13 protein-coding genes are annotated in these 17,846 nt (G+C 65.9%); 11 read left to right on the top strand and 2 right to left on the bottom strand.

The features are described 5' to 3' along the window. Positions 1–76 precede the first annotated feature (76 nt). The 8 genes from AOG28_RS00270 to sixA all read left to right on the top strand — a co-directional run bounded on the left by AOG28_RS00270 (position 77) and on the right by sixA (position 10,479). The gene (locus AOG28_RS00270) at positions 77–1,033 is read left to right on the top strand and encodes a glucosaminidase domain-containing protein (RefSeq protein ID WP_082388099.1); all 957 of its coding nucleotides are present in this window, start codon (positions 77–79) and stop codon (positions 1,031–1,033) included. 57 nt (positions 1,034–1,090) lie between these two features. Further along, positions 1,091–3,148, top strand: a complete 2,058-nt coding sequence (locus AOG28_RS00265; RefSeq protein ID WP_054554947.1) for an ATP-dependent helicase — start codon at positions 1,091–1,093, stop codon at positions 3,146–3,148. Continuing rightward, entirely contained in the window at positions 3,141–4,814 is a 1,674-nt protein-coding gene (locus AOG28_RS00260; RefSeq protein WP_054554946.1) for a protein adenylyltransferase SelO, read from the top strand. The genes AOG28_RS00265 and AOG28_RS00260 overlap by 8 nt, the downstream gene beginning before the upstream one ends. 607 nt (positions 4,815–5,421) lie before the next feature. Then, a complete protein-coding gene (locus tag AOG28_RS00255; protein WP_200906709.1) occupies positions 5,422–6,639 on the top strand; it encodes an NAD(P) transhydrogenase subunit alpha in 1,218 nt (405 codons plus the stop codon). After that, positions 6,636–6,968, top strand: a complete 333-nt coding sequence (locus AOG28_RS00250; RefSeq protein ID WP_043335532.1) for an NAD(P) transhydrogenase subunit alpha — start codon at positions 6,636–6,638, stop codon at positions 6,966–6,968. Before AOG28_RS00255 ends, AOG28_RS00250 begins: the two co-directional genes overlap by 4 nt. Then, positions 6,968–8,356 (top strand): NAD(P)(+) transhydrogenase (Re/Si-specific) subunit beta, encoded by a 1,389-nt coding sequence (locus tag AOG28_RS00245; protein WP_043335534.1) that lies wholly within the window; start codon positions 6,968–6,970, stop codon positions 8,354–8,356. Before AOG28_RS00250 ends, AOG28_RS00245 begins: the two co-directional genes overlap by 1 nt. Before the next feature lie 328 nt (positions 8,357–8,684). Continuing rightward, entirely contained in the window at positions 8,685–9,812 is a 1,128-nt protein-coding gene (locus AOG28_RS00240) for an NAD(P)H-dependent glycerol-3-phosphate dehydrogenase (protein ID WP_082388098.1), read from the top strand. 157 nt (positions 9,813–9,969) lie between these two features. Then, positions 9,970–10,479, top strand: coding sequence for a phosphohistidine phosphatase SixA (gene sixA / locus AOG28_RS00235; RefSeq protein ID WP_054554945.1), 510 nt, complete (start codon positions 9,970–9,972; stop codon positions 10,477–10,479). Positions 10,480–10,601: 122 nt separating this feature from the next. On the opposite strand, the gene AOG28_RS00230 is transcribed toward sixA, so the two are convergent. Then, positions 10,602–11,552, bottom strand: coding sequence for an AEC family transporter (locus AOG28_RS00230; protein WP_043335541.1), 951 nt, complete (start codon positions 11,550–11,552; stop codon positions 10,602–10,604). A gap of 170 nt (positions 11,553–11,722) precedes the next feature. Further along, on the bottom strand, positions 11,723–11,854 hold the full coding sequence (locus AOG28_RS18795; RefSeq protein ID WP_268750725.1) for a hypothetical protein: 132 nt from the start codon (positions 11,852–11,854) through the stop codon (positions 11,723–11,725). A gap of 605 nt (positions 11,855–12,459) precedes the next feature. Here AOG28_RS18795 and AOG28_RS00225 point away from each other — a divergent pair. The 3 genes from AOG28_RS00225 to AOG28_RS00215 are packed head-to-tail and all read left to right on the top strand — an operon-like array spanning position 12,460 to position 17,749. Next, positions 12,460–13,635 (top strand): ABC transporter ATP-binding protein, encoded by a 1,176-nt coding sequence (locus AOG28_RS00225; protein ID WP_160317840.1) that lies wholly within the window; start codon positions 12,460–12,462, stop codon positions 13,633–13,635. Further along, positions 13,632–16,403, top strand: a complete 2,772-nt coding sequence (locus AOG28_RS00220) for a GldG family protein (protein WP_054554943.1) — start codon at positions 13,632–13,634, stop codon at positions 16,401–16,403. The genes AOG28_RS00225 and AOG28_RS00220 overlap by 4 nt, the downstream gene beginning before the upstream one ends. After that, a complete protein-coding gene (locus AOG28_RS00215) occupies positions 16,403–17,749 on the top strand; it encodes a DUF4340 domain-containing protein (protein WP_054554942.1) in 1,347 nt (448 codons plus the stop codon). The genes AOG28_RS00220 and AOG28_RS00215 overlap by 1 nt, the downstream gene beginning before the upstream one ends. Positions 17,750–17,846: the final 97 nt, after the last annotated feature.

Genomic DNA, 17,846 nt, shown 5'->3' with positions numbered 1-17,846 from the left:
GTTTCATGCAGCCTCATGAGATACGCTGATGGTATCTCGCGTCTTGCTACTGCATCCCTCTCGATGAGCGCAGCACATGACTTACCTACCTTTCTCTGCGGATTGGCTGACTGGCGGAGTGCGTGGCCTGCCACGCCTGTCTTCGTGGACGTGGGCGAGGGCCTGGTCGCGGCGCCTGAGCCCTGTTCGTCTGGGCTCTGTCCGCCTGAGCTCTGCCCATCTGGGCGCTGTTCGTCCGGGCTCTGTTCGTCTGGTCAGCGCCGCCTTGCTGCTGGTGATGGGGCTGGGTTCGATGGCGCAGGCGGCGCGGCTGGATGATGAGCTGCTGGCCCGTGACAAGACCCATCAGATGCCGGACCTGCGACCCTATCCCGCGGGCAACCAGCGCAAGGTCGCATTCTTCGAGCTGATGATTCCGCTGGTGGTGGCCGAGAACCAGCGCATCGCCGAGCAGCGCGACTGGTTGCTGGCGATGCGCAAGCGCGCCGGTGACGGAGGGCGTGACTACAGCGAGCGCGAGCAGGAGCGTCTCAACGGCCTGTGTGATCAGGCCAATCTGCCCTGTGACGTCACGCGCGAGGACATCGGCGTCAGCTGGACGCGCCTGCTGCTGCGCATCGATACCCTGCCGCTGGACATGGTGCTGGTGCAGGCCATCGAGGAGTCGGGCTGGGGGACGTCGGGCCATGCCCGCGACGCCAACAATCTGTTCGGCATGCGCTGCTTCTCGCGCGGCTGCGGTATCGGGCCGCCGGGGCGTGAATATCGGCGCTTCGAGAGCCTGGAGGCCGGCATCGCCGCCTATTTCGACAATCTCAACTCCCAGCGCAGCTATGCCGAGCTACGTGAGCTGCGCGGGCGTCTGCGCAACGCGGGCCAGCCGGTGCGCGCCGAAGATCTCATCCCGACGCTGAGTGCCTACTCGACGCGGGGCAATGCCTACTTCACCACGCTCTATGATCTGTTGCGCTGGAATCGTGGCCTGATGCGTACCGTGCGTGAGCGCCTCGCGGCCAATGGCGCGCTGTCCTAGTCATGATCGCGCAGCGAAGGTCTTGCCCCCCGCGCTGACAGGGGGGATCATGCCGCCATGCATCTGAGCAATGATCAACGGCGAATTCTCGCCCATCCCTTTCCCTCGCGCCTGCGCGATCGCACGCCGGCCAACAGCGCCGAGCATAGCGATTGCGTGGTGGTGCGTGCCTGTGCCGGCAGCGGCAAGACCGTGCTGATGGTCGAGCTGGCGCGTACCTACGCCGACGAGACCCTCATCTACACCTCGCTCAACCCGGCGGTGGCGGGGCGGACTGCCAGTCAGCTGCCCGCCAATGTCCAGTCGCTGTCGCTGCATCAGCTGGCGCGCCAGGCCTTGATGGAGGAGTACGGCGACAAGCTCAAGCGGCAGCCCGACATCACGCGCCGTCTAGCGCCGCAGAGTCTCAGCTGGCTGGGCAGTCTTTCCAGCCAGTCGCGCAGCCTGATCGCCCAGGGCCTGAACACCTTCTTCGCCGAGAGCGACGCGGTGCCGATGCCTGAGCACCTGCCCGACGGCGTGGCACAACGGCTGAGTGCCAATGAGCTGCGCCAGCTGGTCGAGAGCATGCGGCTGGTGTGGGAGTGCCTGCTGGACCCCGCCGATCATCAGCAGAGCCTGTCGTTTAACGCCTTGCTCAAGCTGTGGTCGCAGCATGGCCAGTCGCTGGAGGCCGACCTGGTGATGCTGGATGAGGCGCAGGACGCCACGCCAGCGTTGCTGGCCATGTTGCGTCGCCAGCGCTGCGACCTGCTGCTGATCGGCGACCCGCATCAGAGCCTGTCGCGTCAGGTGGAAGGCATGAGCTCGCTGGATTCGCCGCTGCTGGCCGATGCCACCGTCTACTCGCTGCCCGGCGCCTGGCGCTTCGGACCGGCATTGGCGGCGCTGGGCACGCGGCTGGCGGCCTGTTCGCCCACCGCCCGCGAGCAGGCCATGAGCGGCCTCGGCCCGGCGACCCGTCTGGCGCTGCCCGCGGTGCGTGAGGCATTGCTGCACTCCGGCAAGCGCCATGCGGTGATCAGTGCCGGCCCGGTGGCGGCGCTGGGGGAGGCACTGTCACTGCACCAGCGCGGCATCGCGGTGGCCTGGCTGGATGGCATCGAAGGCTATCCGCTGGCGGGGCTGCTGGATCACTGGCGGCTCTGGCGCGCACATCAGATGGCCGAGCAGGGCGACAGCGCGAGTCAGCGTGAGTGGTGGCGACTGCTGCCTCCCTCTCTGACACGGCTCGGCCAGACCCCGGCGCAGGTGCTGGGGGCTCTGACGCGTCTCGATGATCATCAGGCGCGCAGTCTGCATGAGCTGGCCTCCTGGTATGCCCAGGCGCCACTCGATCAATGGATCGGTGAGCTGCGCAAGCACGATGGCGACCTGCAGGCCGCCATCGTCAGTGCTCACTCGCGGGGGCAGTCGGTCGAGCTGCCCACTGTCATGCTGGGGACGGTCTTCCGCGCCAAGGGTCTCGAGTTTGATTGCGTGGTGCTGGCCGATGATCTGGCACTGCCAAGCGCGCGCCAGCAATTGCCCAATCAGGTGCTGGTCACCAATCTCAGCTACACCGCCGCCACGCGGGCACGCCAGCTGCTGGTGCTCAATGAGCGCCTGAGCCACTGGTGGCAGGCGCAGGGCGAGAGTGAGCGCTTCCCTCTGCTCGAGGCACTGCCGCAGGCCTGGCTGAGCGAGTCCACGCATGGCGTGCAGGCGCCACATCCGTGGTGGGGCAAGGCACGCCTGTCGGAGTTGGCGCTGACACCGCGCAAGCGCCTGCTGCTGCGCCGCCATGAGACCTCGCTTGAGGGCACGTCTGCTGCGGCTGGCACGCGCGATCAGGCGCCAGCCTCGGGCGCTCCTGCCAGCCATGCTCAGCACCTGGCTCATGCTCAACACCTGGGCCATGCCCGGGACTCCGACGATGCCCTGCAGGCGCTCAAGCGTCAGGCACGCACCGACACGACGGCGCGCAAAATGTATGAAATGGCCAGCAAGCTGCCGCCCGGGCGGCCCTCCGGCGGCCTGCGCAGCCTGCTGACCCCGAGCGACGCCGCCGCGTCCACTTCTTCCCCCAGCGAGTCGCCGACCCCCGGCGGCCCGACGGAGCCTTTTGATGAGTGAGTTTGCCCCTACGCCCGCCGCGCACGTGCACGACCTGGCGGCGCTGCGCTTCAACAATCGCTATGCCCGCCTGCCGGAGCACTTCTTCACGCGTGTCGCCCCGCAGCCGCGACAAGGCACGCGCCTTGCCGATGTGAGTCCTGACTGCGCCCGTCTGCTGGGGCTGGAGGCGGCCTTGACCTCCGACGCTTCCAGCGAGGAGGCGCTCGAGCAGCTGCGCCTCTTGATGGCCGGTGAGCGGTTGCTGCCGGGCATGGACGCATTGGCCCAGAAATACACTGGCCATCAGTTCGGTCATTACAATCCGCAGCTCGGCGACGGGCGTGGCATTCTGCTCGGCGAGCTTGAGACTGAACACGGCAAGACCTTCGATCTGCATCTCAAGGGCGCCGGGCGTACGCCTTACTCGCGCTTCGGCGATGGTCAGGCGGTGGTGCGCTCCAGCGTGCGCGAGTATCTGGCCAGCGAGTACATGGCCGCGCTGGGCATTCCCACCAGCCGCGCGCTGGCACTGGCGGTGAATGCCGAGCGGGTCCAACGCGAGACCGTCGAGCCCGGCGCTACCGTGTTGCGCGTCTGCGAGAGCCACCTGCGCTTCGGGCACTTCGAGTGGCTGTCCCACTCCGGCCGGCATGAAGACCTCAAGACGCTGATCGATCACGCCCTGCGGGAGCACTTTGCTGAGTGCCTGCCTGAGCATCTGCCAGCGGCAGACCAGCCGCTTGCAGACCAGCCCCTCACAGACCAGGTGCGTGTGACCGCTGCGCTGGCCATGTTCGAGACAGTGATCACTCGCACCGCAAATCTGATCGCGGCCTGGCAGGCCTACGGCTTCGTGCATGCGGTGATGAACACCGACAACATGTCGCTGCTGGGGCTGACCTTCGATTACGGGCCCTACGCCTTCCTCGATGGCTATGAAGAGAATCTGGTGCCGAATCATACCGATCAGGCCGGGCGCTATGGTTTCGCCCAGCAGCCGGGCATCGGGCTATGGAATCTGGAGCGATTGGGGATCGCGCTGTCGCCGCTGGTCGATGTCGAAGCGCTCTCCGCTGCGCTGGGCGCCTATGAGGGCGAGTTGCAGCGTGAATATGCCCGCCTGATGCGTGCGCGTCTCGGGTTGCCGGATGCGCGCGATGAGGACATGACGCTGGTGCAGCAGTGGCGCGAGCTGCTGGCGGCCGGCAAGGTCGACCACACCCATGCCTACCGTCTGCTCGGTCATTGGGATGTCACGCAGCCCGCGCCGGAAACGCTGGTCGTGCGTCTGGCGGGTGAGCGTGGGCCGCATGGCAACTCGGCCCAGGCGCGCGATGAAGCCTCGGCGTGGCTCGCGCGCTATCAGGTGCGCGTCATGGCCATCGGGCTCTCCGCCGAGGATGAGCGCCAGCGTCGTCTGGCCATGCTCGGCTGCAATCCGCTCTATGTGCCGCGCACGCATCTGCTGCTGGAGGTGATCGCACGGGTCGAGCAGGGCGATGACACTACGCTCAAGGCCTTGCGTCAGCGTCTGACGGCGCCTTTCTTCCGCCCCGAGGAGGGCAGTCTGGAGGCGGCGCTGGCGCTGGGGCAGGCGCAGGGCGTCGCTGCCGAGCTGGTCGATGACTGGACACGGCCACCGGCGGCGAATGCGGCGCCGATCTGCATGAGTTGCTCGTCCTGAGCGGTTCTCATGGAGGGGCCTGAACTGCTGCGCTGACAGCGCAAGCCATGGCCGGACATCCGCTTGGCGCAATGCAGGAAACACGCGCTGAGATTCAAGCCATCGTCACGAAAATGGGATACTGCTGCGGCGGTGTCCCATTTTTGATGGCAGGCACTGTGGCAGCCATAAGCTCGAGATTATGCGATGCATAACACAAAGCTGAGCTATTCTTGGTGGGGTGCCTTTTGTAAACTCATTGCAAATCAGTCACTTGGTAGTGTCGCAAGACGCCTGTCAGCATAAGGCGGCTGTTATGGCTGCCATAACGATAGCTTTATGCTTGATTTTATTGCTTTTTTTGCATTGCAGCGCTTGACCCTGATGCACCGACAAGAAAAGACTGATGCTGGACACTCATCGTGTCGCGGGTGATGTCAGGCCTTCTGGCCATGCGTGAGTCACGGCTTGCGATTCAGGCAAGTCTCACCTGTGACAGGCAATAACGTCGCTGAAAGCGCCTCCGGCAGGCAGGATGGCGCGAATCAGCGCTCAACAGGAACGACGCCATGAACCTTTCAAGGCTGGCAGCCTCAGGCATGAACACGGATGTGAACCGAGGTGCGCGATGCTGAATATTCTAGTCGTGCGCGAGATGCGTGCACCGGACCTGGTGACACCTGACGAGGGCGTGAGCAGCACACTGGCGCGCGGGGAATGCCGCGTTGCGCTGGACCCGGTGACAGCCGGCAAGCTCGCGCGTCACCTGGACAGCAGCGTCAGTGACACCAGCGATGCCATCGTGCACGTGGAGAGCGGTGCCGGACGTCATGCACACTTTGACGATGCGGCCTACGCCGCCCAGCCCGGGGTGGCGGTCGTCGCCGAGGCCGATATCGCTGCAGCGCGTGCCGCGGCGGATCTCGTGCTGTGCGTGCGTACGCCCAGCGAGTCACAGATCAGCGAGTTGCGTGAAGGCGCGGTGGTGGTGGCATTGATGACGCCGTACCAGAACCCGCAGCTGATCAGCAAGCTTGCCAGCCAGGGGCTGACCAGCCTGTGCATGGAATTCGTGCCGCGTATCTCGCGTGCCCAGAGCATGGATGCCCTGTCCTCGCAGGCGGGTGTCGCGGGCTATCACGCCGCGTTGCTGGCGGCCAATGAGTCCTCGGTATTCTTCCCGATGCTGACGACTGCCGCCGGGACCGTGCGTCCGGCGCGTGTCGTGGTGGTCGGTGCCGGCGTCGCGGGCCTGCAGGCCATCGCGACCGCCAAGCGTCTCGGCGCCCAGGTGTGGGCCTATGACATCCGCGCTGCCGCGCGTGAGCAGGTCGAATCGCTGGGCGCCAAGATGATCGATACCGGCGTCGATGCCTCCGGCGAGGGCGGCTACGCCCGCGAGCTGACCGATGACGAGCGCGCCCAGCAGGCCGATGCGCTGGCACGTCACATGGGCGATGCGCATGTGGTGATCTCCACCGCCGCGATTCCGGGGCGTCCGTCGCCGCGCATCATCAGTCGCGAGATGGTCGAGGGCATGAAGCCCGGCGCCGTGCTGGTCGATCTCGCCGCCGAAGGCGGTGGCAACTGTGAACTGACCGAGCCCGGCAAGCGTGTCGAGCACGCCGGCGTCACGGTACTCGGCCCGCTGGACATGGCCTCGAGCCTGGCGGTCAATGCCAGCGAGATGTACGCCAAGAACCTCTTCAACCTGCTGACCCCCTTCATGAAGGACGGCGAACTGACGCTGGACTTCGAAGATGCGGTGCTCGGCCCGATGCGTCTGACCGAAGGCGGCCGCATCACCCACGATGACGTACGCGCTCGCGCGGAGGACGCCGCATGATCGAAGGACTTTCTGCCGTATACATCCTGATGCTGGCGGCCTTCGTCGGCTACGAGGTCATCTCGCGCGTGCCGGTGATTCTGCACACGCCCCTGATGTCCGGTTCCAACTTCATCCACGGCATCGTGCTGGTCGGGGCGATGATCGCCCTCGGTCAGGCCGAGACCGGCATGCAGCAGTTCATCGGCTTCATCGCCGTGCTGCTGGGCGCCGGCAACGCGGTCGGCGGTTATGTGGTCACCGAGCGCATGCTGGAAATGTTCAAGACCAGTGATCGCAGCAAGGGCACAGACGCTGCCAATGGCATCAACGACAAGGAGGCTCGCTGATGAACTGGCTGGTCGAAACAGGGTATTTCGCGGCGGCGGTGGTCTTCATCCTCGGCCTCAAGCGCATGTCACATCCTTCCACGGCACGCAGCGGCATCCATTGGGCCGGTATCGCGATGGTCGTGGCCACGTTGCTCACCTTCCTGCATCCGCAGATTGATGGTCGTTATGGCCTGATGCTGCTGGCCATCGTGATCGGTGGTGGTATCGCCTGGTATTCCGGCAACAAGGTCGAGATGACCGACATGCCGCAGATGATCGCCATCTACAACGGCATGGGCGGCGGTGCGGCAGCGGCGATCGCCGCGGTCGAGCTGATGCGCATGAGCGACAACCCGGCACTGATCGAGCAGCACGGCTCGCTGGCGCTGTGGCTGGGCGTGCTCGGGGCGATGATCGGTGCGGTGGCCTTCTCCGGTTCCATCGTGGCCTGGGCCAAGCTGGATGGGCGCCTCAAGAAGGCGTTCAACTTCCCGAGTCAGCAGCTGATCAACATGATCGTGCTGGGCCTGACGGTCTATCTGGGCGTCGTGATCGCGGCGGTGGAACCATCAAGCTCGCTGGTACTGGTGTTCTTCGCGCTCGCGTTGCTGTTCGGCGCGATGCTGGCACTGCCCATCGGTGGCGCCGACATGCCGGTGATCATCTCGCTGTTCAATGCGCTGACCGGCCTTGCGGTGGCGATGGAAGGCTTCGTGCTCGGCAATGCCGCGATGATCATCGCCGGTACTGTCGTCGGGGCGGCCGGTACGCTGCTGACCCAGCTGATGGCCAAGGCCATGAATCGCCCGATCCGCAACGTGCTGTTCAAGCAGTTCGGGGGCGCATCAGGTGTCGAGCAGGGCGAGATAGAGGGCAGCATGAAGGCTTCCGATCCGATGGACGCCGCCGTGCAGCTTGCCTTCGCCGAGCGCGTCATCATCGTACCGGGCTATGGTATGGCGGTGGCACAGGCGCAGCACAAGGTCTGGGAGATGGTCGAGCTGCTGGGTGAACGTGGCGTCGAAGTGCGCTTCGCGATCCACCCGGTCGCTGGTCGCATGCCGGGTCACATGAACGTGCTGTTGGCGGAAGCGGGCGTGCCCTACGACATGATCGCGGACCTGGACGAGATCAACAACGACTTCGAGACCACCGACGTCACGCTGGTCATCGGCGCCAATGACGTGGTCAATCCGGTCGCCAAGAACGACGCCTCAAGCCCGCTGTACGGCATGCCGATCCTCAACGCCGACCAGTCACGCAATGTGCTGGTGATCAAGCGCGGTCAGGGCTCCGGCTTCTCCGGGGTCGAGAACCACCTGTTCTATCTTGACCACACGCGCATGGTGTATGGCGATGGTCAGAAGGTGGTCGGCGACATGATCACGGCCCTCAAGACGCTGTGATCTGACGCCTAGGCGTGATGGGGCAAGTCTGTCGCCATCACGCCAGCGCCGAACAGACCGGCAATTTCTGCGCCTCAGGGGCAGGGATTGCCGGTTTTTTTATGCATATCAATTGTTCATGCGTATCGATGGTTCGTGCCAGTCGATTGCTTGTGAGGCGCGCGTGGCAGGCACGTCACTCAGGCGCGTCACCCAGGCGCGTCACCCAGGCGCAGCCCCCTGCGTTGGCCACGAGGTCTGCGCAGACATCTCTTGTTCAGCATTCTCTGACAAACTATGAGTACAATGCCTGCCATTCACTGAGCACATCGTCATCCAAGGAGTCAGCATGTCTGCCACTACCCCTTCACCTCGTCGGGCCATTCGTGATCGCGAGGTAAGCGAAACGACCCCTCAGGCGGTGGGACTCAATGTCTGCGTGCTGGGTGGCGGCAGCTTCGGGACCGCGATCGCCTCGATTGCCGCCGACAACGGTGCCAGCGTCACCCAGTGGATGCGTGATGCCAGCCAGGCCGAGGAGGTCAACACCCGGCACCGCAACTCGGGCTATCTGCCGGGCTTCGAGATCAATGCCTCGGTGCGTGCCACCACCGACATGGCCGATGCTCTGGCCGAGGCCGAGCTGGTCTGTGTGGCGATTCCTTCCAAGGCCTTCCGTACGGTGGTCCGTCAGGCGCGCGCTCACCTGCGTGAAGGGCAGATTCTGGTGGCCACCACCAAGGGCATCGAGAGCGAAGGCTTCACCCTGATGAGCGAGGTGCTGGAGCAGGAAACCGGCTTCACGCACATCGGCGTACTGTCTGGCCCCAATCTGGCGGCCGAGATCGCCCAGCGGCAGCTGACGGCCACGGTGATCGCCTCCGACGACGCCTACACCCGCGCTCGCGTGCAGACGGCCTTCGGCTGCGACTATTTCCGTGTCTACGCCAGCAATGATCGCTACGGCGTCGAGCTGGGCGGGGCGCTGAAGAACATCTACGCCATCGCGGCCGGCATGGCCGCGGCCCTTGGCATGGGCGAGAACACCCGTGCCATGCTGATGACCCGCGCGCTGGCCGAGATGAGCCGCTTCGCCGTGGCCAAGGGCGCCAATCCGATGACCTTCCTCGGCCTTGCCGGCGTGGGCGATCTGATCGTGACCTGCTCCTCGCCGTTGTCGCGCAACTATCGGGTCGGCTACGCACTGGGAGAAGGGCGCACCCTCGACCACGCGGTCGAGGTGCTGGGGCAGGTCGCCGAGGGTGTCAACACCGTGCGATTGGTGCAGGATGAATCCGAGCGACTGGGCATCTACATGCCGCTGGTCAGTGGCATGGCCAAGGTGCTGTTCGAGAATGTCGACCCGCATCACATGGCCCGCGCGCTGATGGGCGGTGAGCAGTCCAGCGATGTGGAATTCGTGCTGTCGCGTGAGTCGGTGCAGCAGGCGCGGCAGTTGGAACCCGACGGCTCCTGAGGACTCATAGCAGGTAGCGGGTGATGGAGCGTGTTTCGCCATCCCCTTGTCTGACTCGTGCAACGCTCCGGTTGGCGAGTCCCTGGTCATCGGCCGCAGCGACAGAGCGAGTGATGTAGCGCTTGCGCGGCGGCAGTCATCTTTTCAGGAGAATGTCATGAGTGTACTGATCATGCGTCACGGTGAGGCCCAGGCCGGCACGCCGGATCCCAGCCGCGAATTGAGTGAATATGGCCGCGAAGAGGCGCGCCGCATCGGTCGCTGGTTGGCCCATCAGCTGCCCGCCGAGCGTCGTGCGCGCCTGACACTGGTCGTCAGCCCGTTTACCCGCGCCCAGCAGACCGCCCAGGAGATCTCCTCGGCGCTGGAGTTGAGTGGTGAGCAGCAGACCACGCTCGAGATCATCACCCCGGACGACCCGCTGACGCCGGTGCTCGACTGGCTGCAGACCCATGTGCCGCCCACCTCTGAAGGGCGCGAGCCGCGCGACTGGCTGATCATCAGCCACAATCCGCTGGTCTCGAATCTGGCCAGCGCCCTGGTCGATGGCCCCGGCAGCACCCAGCTGGCCTTTGCCACCGCAAGCCTCGCCTGGCTGGACGCCGATGTCTGGGCCGCTGGCCTGGCGGATCTGCACCAGTTCGTGAGCCCGGCGGAGCTGGCGTAAGTCACGCGCGGCTGTCATGAACCACAACCATTGAGCCGCAACCATTGAGTCACAACGAAACGCCCCCGCCAGTCTGCACTGGCGGGGGCGTTTCGCTTTGGCCTGCAGCCAGACCGCTGCTGCTAGACCAGACCGCTCAGCTTGAGCACGAAGATGCCTGCCGTGATGGTGATGCCCGCCATCAGAGTGCTGATGGCGATGATGTTGGCGGCCAGGCGGTCATTGCCGCCCATCGCCCGTACCATCACGAAGCTTGCTGCCGCCGTCGGCGAGGCGAAGAACAGGAACAGCACCCCGAGTTCGGTACCGCGGAAGCCCAGCAGCACGGCGACGGTGGTCGCCAGCAGCGGCACGCTGATCATCTTCATAAGGCTGGCGCTCAGCGCCAGCTTGCGGCCTTCACGCAGCGAGCGCATCGACAGGGTGCCGCCGATGCAGATCAATGCCAGCGGCAGCGTCATGCGCGCGAAGTAGTCGCCGGAGGTCTCCAGCCACTCGGGCAGCTGCCAGCTGAAGGCTGCGAAGGGCAGGGCGGCCAGCACGCCGAGAATCAACGGGTTGGTGATGATGCCGCGCGCGATGCCACTCCAGCTGGTGCGGCCATCGCCGAGATAGCTCGACAGCACCACCACCGACAGCATGTTGTAGGACAGGATGACGACGCCCATCAGGATGCCGCCCATCGAGAGGCCGAGATCGCCGTAGAGGTTGGCGGCCAGTGCCAGCCCGACGATGGCGCAGTTGCCGCGAAACGAGCCCTGGACCACCTCGCCGCGTTCCTTTCTCGGCACGCGCAGGATCGCCCAGCCCCACAGCAGCAGGAAGGTGCCCAGTGTCGCCAGCGCGAAGTAGGTCAGCATGCCCGGGCGCAGGGCGTGATCCAGGTCCGCGCGCACGATGGAGAGGAAGACCAGCGCCGGCATGGTGCCCTTGAACACCAGCGATGAGGCGGTGCCGATGAAGGTGTCATCGATCCAGCCGAGGCGTTTGAGGCCCAGGCCCAGAAATACCATCGCGAAGACCGGAACGGTGACGTTCAGGGTCGCGACGAACAGCGCCAGCATGTCGTTCATGAAGTAGTCTCGCTCATTTCCGCCCTTGTCCTGTGAGTGTTGCGGTCTGTCTGGTGAGGCTTTTGGTCAGCGCCTGACGAGCGTTGCGCGACCGCCCATCGTGAACTGTCATGCCAGTCCGTTGCGAGCTGTCGTATCAGCCCCGTCGTGAACTGCCGCGGCGGCCTGGCTCAGGCCAGCCAGAAGCCCGTGACCAAGGCCGCTGCCAGCAAGGCCCAGAACAGGCCGTTGCGCAGGCGGGTATCGCGACGCGGCCTGGAAGACGGCGAGGAAGTAGCGGACTGCTTGTCATGTTTGGGCATCGAGGGGTCCTGTCCAGCAAGGTGAAATATTGGCTCAGCGAATGAAGGCTCAGCGGGAGAAGGTTCAACATGTGAAGGCTCTGGCGGGCAGACGGCCGGCCAGCAGGCGCTCTGACAACAGCGCGTGCCTGTCATTCGCCCAGCATATCAGGCTTTCCTTAGACTTAGGGATAGTCGTTCAGCTCGGGCATCAGCCCCGGTGCTAGTTCCGCTATCAGGTCGCGTTGACCGCATGCCGCCAACCAGGGGCGCGGGGGGGCGTGGTGGTAGAGAAGACCGCCGCCGAGACCTGCCTTGAGAGCCGGCAAAGGGCGGAATAGACGCCATAACCGCGCGAGTGGCGACTGTGCGCGCACTCCTGCTTGGCGAGCGCAGGCTGTCCGCTTACCCTGTGCGCTGCATTGTCATCTGTCACGGTTAACTGCCGGGGCCACGGTTATCTTCCGGCCTCATGATCACCTGCCGGAACCATCAGCCCCGGCAGCGCATTGCCCCTATCAAGAAAAGTACAAGGAGCGGGTATCTTGCAGGACCCATACACGACCTCTGCGTCATCTTCTGCCGCGACGCCCTCTGACGCGACGCCCTCTGCTGCGACTCGTTCTGTGGCAACTCGCTCTGCGGCAACTCCCGCGCACGCACCTGATGAGCCGTCCGCTTCCCCGGCGCTGTTGGTCAGTCGTGGGCTCGGGCGTCAATTTGGCCAGCAACAGGCTGTCACCGGGCTGACCTTCACGGCCTCGCGTGGTGAGGTCATCGGTCTGCTGGGGCCCAATGGCGCCGGCAAGACTACCAGCCTGCGCATGCTGGCGGGCACGCTCGCCGCTACCCAGGGCCAGCTGGAGCTGGAAGGCGAAGCCTTCGATGGTCGCGCCAGTCAGCGCCAGCTCAATCGCCTCAAGCGTCGTATCGGCTATCTGCCGGAGGGCGCGCCCCTGTGGCCGCAGCTGACGGTGCGCGAGAGTCTCGAGTGCGTGGCGGGTCTGCATGGGTTGTCGCGCAAGGTGCGCAATGATCGTCTCGCGGCATTGATGGATCGCCTGGATATCACGCCTTTCGCCAATCAATTGTGCGCAGTGTTATCCAAAGGCTATCGGCGTCGCGTGGCACTGGCGATGGCGTTGACCCATGATCCGGACATCCTGCTGCTCGATGAGCCCACCGATGGACTGGACCCGCTGCAGAAGGACAGCGTGCGCGCCTTCATTCGCGAGCTGGGTCGCGAGCGTCTGATCATCGTCTCCACCCATCTGCTGGAGGAAGTGCCTCGCATCTGTGACCGCGTACTGGTCATGGCCAATGGCCAGCTGGGCTTCGATGATACGCCGGAGGCGCTGGCCGCGACCTCGGTAAGCGAAGGCATTCTGGGCGGCAGCCAGTCGCGCTACGGCGCGGGGTATGGCGCGAGTTCCAGCCTGCCGGTATGGCGAGTGACGCTGAGCCGGGCCCTGAGCGAGCGCGAGCTGGCCAGTGTCTCGCGCCTGCCGGGCGTGGCGGCCATCACGCCCGTCAAGCCCGGCGATGCCATGGCGCGTGACAAGTCGCCGCTGGTGGTCTCGACCGGCGCCGTGCTGCGCCTGGCCGGGCGGCTCCACCAGGACCCGCGCCCCGCGCTGGCACGCTGGTGCAGCTATATGGAAATCCGCCTCGATGAATGCGTCCACGAACGGGGCGATATCGAGGTCGCGTTCCGCCAGCTGGTGACGCGCATGGCGGAACAGCCCTCGCCGCTGCCGATGCGCAAGCAGACACCGCGCGCAGATCAGGAGGTGTCGTCATGAGGGCCGTTCTCGCGCTGGTCCGCCGTGACCTGCATCAGGCACTGACGCAGGGCGCCAGCTGGTCGCTGCTGGTGGTGATGGCGGTGCTGGCTCCGCTGGGGGCCTTCGAGGTGGGCGATCTGCTGGCACGTGATCGCGCCGATCTTGGCTCGCTGTGGCAAGTGTTGCCCTGGCTGCTGGTGCTGTGGACACCGCTGCTGGCGCTGCGCGGCTGGCCGGAAGAGCGTGCCAACGGCCTGCTCGAATGGCTGTCCGGCCTCGGGCTGGGGTCGTGGCGACTGGCCAGCGCACGCCTGATCAGTGCCAGCGTGCTGGGCTGGCTGGGGCTTGCGATGACGGCGCCGCTGGTGGTGCTGATCCATTGGCTGGGCACGCCGGATCTCGGCCTGATGCTCAGCGGCTATCTGGGCATGGCGCTGCTGGTGATGGCGCTGGCCAGTCTCGGTCAGGCGCTGGCGGTGCGCGCGCCTTCTGCGCTGTCGGCATGGCTCGGGGCGCTGGTACTGGGCCTGGCGCTGATGCTGCCGGGCACACCCGCGGTGACGAGCCAGCTGGCTCAGCATCTGGCGCCGCACTGGGTGCAGCTGCTCGATCTGATCAGCTTGCCGGCGCATCTGACGCCTTTCAGTGAAGGCCGGCCGACCTGGCTCGATGCCAGCTACTTCCTGCTGCTGACTCTGGCCGGGTTGGTGCTGCAGGCGCGTGGCCTCAGTCAGGAGCGCCATGCACGCAAGCAGGCGCCACAGTGGCTGGTCACGGCGGCGCTGGCGGCTGCGGTCACCGCGCTATTGCTGGCCGGCGTGCGCCTGCCGCCGCTGCTGACGGCCGACGGCCACAATCCGCTCACCCGCGCGCATGATCTGACCGCCACGCGTCAGCACAGCCTGAGCCCCGCCAGCCGTGCGGTGCTCGATGATCTCGAGGCACCGGTCACGCTGACCTTCGCCTACAGCGAACGCTTCGCCGCCGATCTGCCGCAGCTGCGTGAACTGGCGACACGGATCGAGACGCGTCTGGCCGCCTTCGCGCGTGAACCGCAGATACGCCTCAAGCGTGTCGACCCTGCGCCGGGCAGTGCCGACTTCGCGGATCTCGAAGCGCAGGGCCTGACCGCGCTGTCATTGCCGGGCGGCGAAGAGATGCTGTTCGGGTTGGTGGTGGATGGCCCCTACGCCGAACGCCGCGCCATTCCGCTGCTCAAGGCGGCGGATATCGGCGGGCTGGAAGCGCAGGTGACACGCCAGATTCAGGAAGTCTCGCGCACCGAGCCGCCGCGTCTGGGTGTCGTCTCGCGTTTGCCGGTGATGGGCCAGCCCAGTCTGGAGCAGGGCAGAGCGCTAGGCAGCTGGGGCCTGATGGAGCATCTCAATGCACGCCTGCGCATCGACTGGCTGTCGGCCGGTGATGATGCCGCGCGTCCGATCGCCGATCAGGATGCGTTGCTGGTGATCGCGCCGCGGCTGTTGCCGGTCAAGACGCTGGAGGCCATCACGGCCTATCTCGAGCATGGCGGTCGGGTGTTGATGCTGGTGGACCCGCTGCCCGAAATGCTCGATCAGCCGGCGCCGGCTTCCGAGGCGCTGACGACATTGCTGTCGCGCGCCGGGCTTGAATCGCGCGCGGGTGAGGTGGTGGCGGATGCGCAGCTGGCCTTGCCGATTGGCTTGCTGGACGGCACGCGTGCGCTGAGTCCAACGTTGCTCGGGCTAAGTGCTGCACAGCTGTCGGACGCCGCGCTCAACCTCAATGTCGAGCAACTGGTGATGTCCAGCGCGGGCTGGTTGGCGCCGCTGCCTGATGCAGCAAACGCATCATCGAAAGGCCCAGGGGCGCAAGGCGCGCCGTTGCAGTGGCTGATTCGTGCCAGCGATGAGGCGCGCCTGATTCCGGCGGCGCGTGTTCACGCCAGCCGCATGGACCCGCGTCCGCTGTCGGGACTGGCAGGGGAAACACCGCCGGCTGGCGGGCTGGCCGTGCTGGCGCAATGGCCGACAGCGGGCGCCAAGGGTGGCCAGTTGCTGGTGGTCAGCGATGTCGACATGGCCAGTGACCGTCTGTGGCGGCGCACGGCAGCGGATGGCAGCGAGCAGGCCCTCAATGCCAATGCGCGTTGGCTGGAAAATGCCGTGGACCTGCTGGCAGGCAGCCCTGAGCTGGTCGCCCTGCGCGCGCGTGCCCATCAGGTGCGCGAGCTGACGCGCCTGCATCAACTGGCCGATCATCAGGCCGCCGAGGAGACCCGGCTGCGCAATGACTGGCAGACGCGTCTGAGTGCGCTCGGCGCGACGCCGGTGTCTGGCAAGGCCGAAGCCGCGCAGCAAAGCGACGCCCTGGCGGCGATGCAGCATGACTTCGAGGACGCGCTGTCACGTCAGCAGCGTAAGGCGAATGCTGAGCGTGATGCCCTGCGTCGCGAGCTTCGCCTATGGACGCTGCTGGCCCTGCCGGTGGCGTTGAGCCTGCTTGGCGAGCTGATCTGCTGGCGCCGCTATCGCGCCAGCCGTCGCGCGGGCTATCAGTCGACAGGACGCCTGTCGGGGCACGGTCAGCCCAGCGGGAAGCGCAGCGCAGAACGAAATGAACAGCGCAATGCACAGCACAGCGCCCGCTCCGCGAGTGACGCCGCCACAAGCGCTTCGACAGGCTCTAGCAAGTCAACCGCAGGCAATGCCGCTTCAGGCAAGGCAGGTTCAGGCAAGGCGGCTTCAGGCAAGGCAGATTCAGGCAAGGCTACGCCGAGCGATACTACCCAGTCGGGAGGTGATTGATGGGGCGCTTCAATCGGACGGGATGGGCACTGACGGCGCTGGTCTCCGTGGCCGCGGTGACGGCGCTCACCGCAGGGCCGTCACTGCTGGAATCGCTGCGCTCAGGCGCCGCCACGGGCGGGACAGACCCTGCACAGTGGCAAAGTGAATCGCTGATGAGCCAGGCACTGACGACAGTGGCCGCGGGTCAGTCAGGCATCTTGCAGCCCTTGCCGCTGCTGTCGCAGGTGGCCGCCTCGGCGCAGCGCATCGGTATTCGACGTGGCACAGAGGCCAGCCAGGACTGGTTGAGCCTGGCGCGTGGGCCCGCAGGCGACTGGCAGATCACCTCATTGGCCGGCTGGCCTGCCCGCCAGGGCAAGGTGGAGGCGCTGGTGAGTCAGCTGGGCGAGGCACAACTGCGCACGCGCAAGCCGGCCACGGACAAGGCACTTGAAGCGCTGGGCTTCAGCGCGCAGTCACCGCTGCTGAGCGTAAAGGGCAATGGCGCTCAGGTGAGTCTGCAACTGGGCGCCAGGCCCGCGGCGGCAACACAGGGGAACGGTGCGGGCAGTGCTGAATTGGCGGGTCGCTACGTGCGGTGGGTGCCGTCACCCTCGGATGCGAACGTGAAAGTCTCCCCCGCCATGGCTGGTGCGAATGGCGCACCGATCTGGGAGCTGACGCGCGATATCGGGTTGCCGGATTGGCGCGGCGGCATGGCGCCCAGCGAGGTGCTGGATGTCACCGAGCTACGCAGTGACGCCGCGGTGTACAAGCCGCTGAGTCGCATGGACATCTCGCTGGCGGCGTCTGCTCAAGACGCGTCAGCACGGCAAGGGCCGCTGGTGCGAGGCCTGGCACCTGACAGCGACGCTGCCCATCAGATTCTCGCTGCGCTGTCGCCGCTGACGCAGAATGATCTGCGCCCTCGCGCCTCCACGCCTGAAAGCGGCGCAGCCCAGCCAGACGCCTGGCAGCCTGCCGTGACGCTGACCCTCAACTGGTCGCGCCCCTCGCTCTATTACCGTCAGCATGAGCAGCTCAATGATCGCACCCAGCTGGTGCTGGCCATCGCGGCGGGCAGCAAGCCCTGGGCACGGCTGACGCTCTCCGGCAAGGGGTGGCCCCCTGAACTGGTCGCGCGCTTGAATGCCGTCGAGATACAGGTCAATGGCGCGCTGCGCGATCATCTGCTGGCACTGGGCGCGAGGGTGCCCCAAGACGAGCAGGTTGAGCTCACGGCTATCGCGGTTCAGGCGGCGCTGGCGGTCAGTCGTGCCTTGGCGTTGCCTGAGGCGGAAGCAGCTGAGACGGGAGCGGAAACAGCCGCTGCGCTGGTGCCGGCGGGCCTGGAAGGGGAGTGAGGTGCTCCATGGGCCAAAGGGAGGAGTAGCGCCCATGGGGCGGGGCTGGCATGCTGTTGACTATATTTAAACAACCGTTTGTCTGGGCGCGTCAGGG

Origin of the sequence: Cobetia sp. UCD-24C, assembly GCF_001306765.1 — a bacterium.
Classification (GTDB): domain Bacteria; phylum Pseudomonadota; class Gammaproteobacteria; order Pseudomonadales; family Halomonadaceae; genus Cobetia; species Cobetia amphilecti.
This window is presented reverse-complemented; position numbering and strand designations above follow the sequence as displayed.

Bases quoted from the DNA above. Each gene is read 5' to 3' on its own strand.
- AOG28_RS00270 (WP_082388099.1), top strand. From the start codon at position 77: ATGACTTACCTACCTTTCTCTGCGGATTGGCTGACTGGCGGAGTGCGT.
- AOG28_RS00265 (WP_054554947.1), top strand. From the start codon at position 1,091: ATGCATCTGAGCAATGATCAACGGCGAATTCTCGCCCATCCCTTTCCC.
- AOG28_RS00260 (WP_054554946.1), top strand. From the start codon at position 3,141: ATGAGTGAGTTTGCCCCTACGCCCGCCGCGCACGTGCACGACCTGGCG.
- AOG28_RS00255 (WP_200906709.1), top strand. From the start codon at position 5,422: ATGCTGAATATTCTAGTCGTGCGCGAGATGCGTGCACCGGACCTGGTG.
- AOG28_RS00250 (WP_043335532.1), top strand. From the start codon at position 6,636: ATGATCGAAGGACTTTCTGCCGTATACATCCTGATGCTGGCGGCCTTC.
- AOG28_RS00245 (WP_043335534.1), top strand. From the start codon at position 6,968: ATGAACTGGCTGGTCGAAACAGGGTATTTCGCGGCGGCGGTGGTCTTC.
- AOG28_RS00240 (WP_082388098.1), top strand. From the start codon at position 8,685: ATGTCTGCCACTACCCCTTCACCTCGTCGGGCCATTCGTGATCGCGAG.
- sixA (WP_054554945.1), top strand. From the start codon at position 9,970: ATGAGTGTACTGATCATGCGTCACGGTGAGGCCCAGGCCGGCACGCCG.
- AOG28_RS00230 (WP_043335541.1), bottom strand. From the start codon at position 11,552: ATGAACGACATGCTGGCGCTGTTCGTCGCGACCCTGAACGTCACCGTT.
- AOG28_RS18795 (WP_268750725.1), bottom strand. From the start codon at position 11,854: ATGCCCAAACATGACAAGCAGTCCGCTACTTCCTCGCCGTCTTCCAGG.
- AOG28_RS00220 (WP_054554943.1), top strand. From the start codon at position 13,632: ATGAGGGCCGTTCTCGCGCTGGTCCGCCGTGACCTGCATCAGGCACTG.
- AOG28_RS00215 (WP_054554942.1), top strand. From the start codon at position 16,403: ATGGGGCGCTTCAATCGGACGGGATGGGCACTGACGGCGCTGGTCTCC.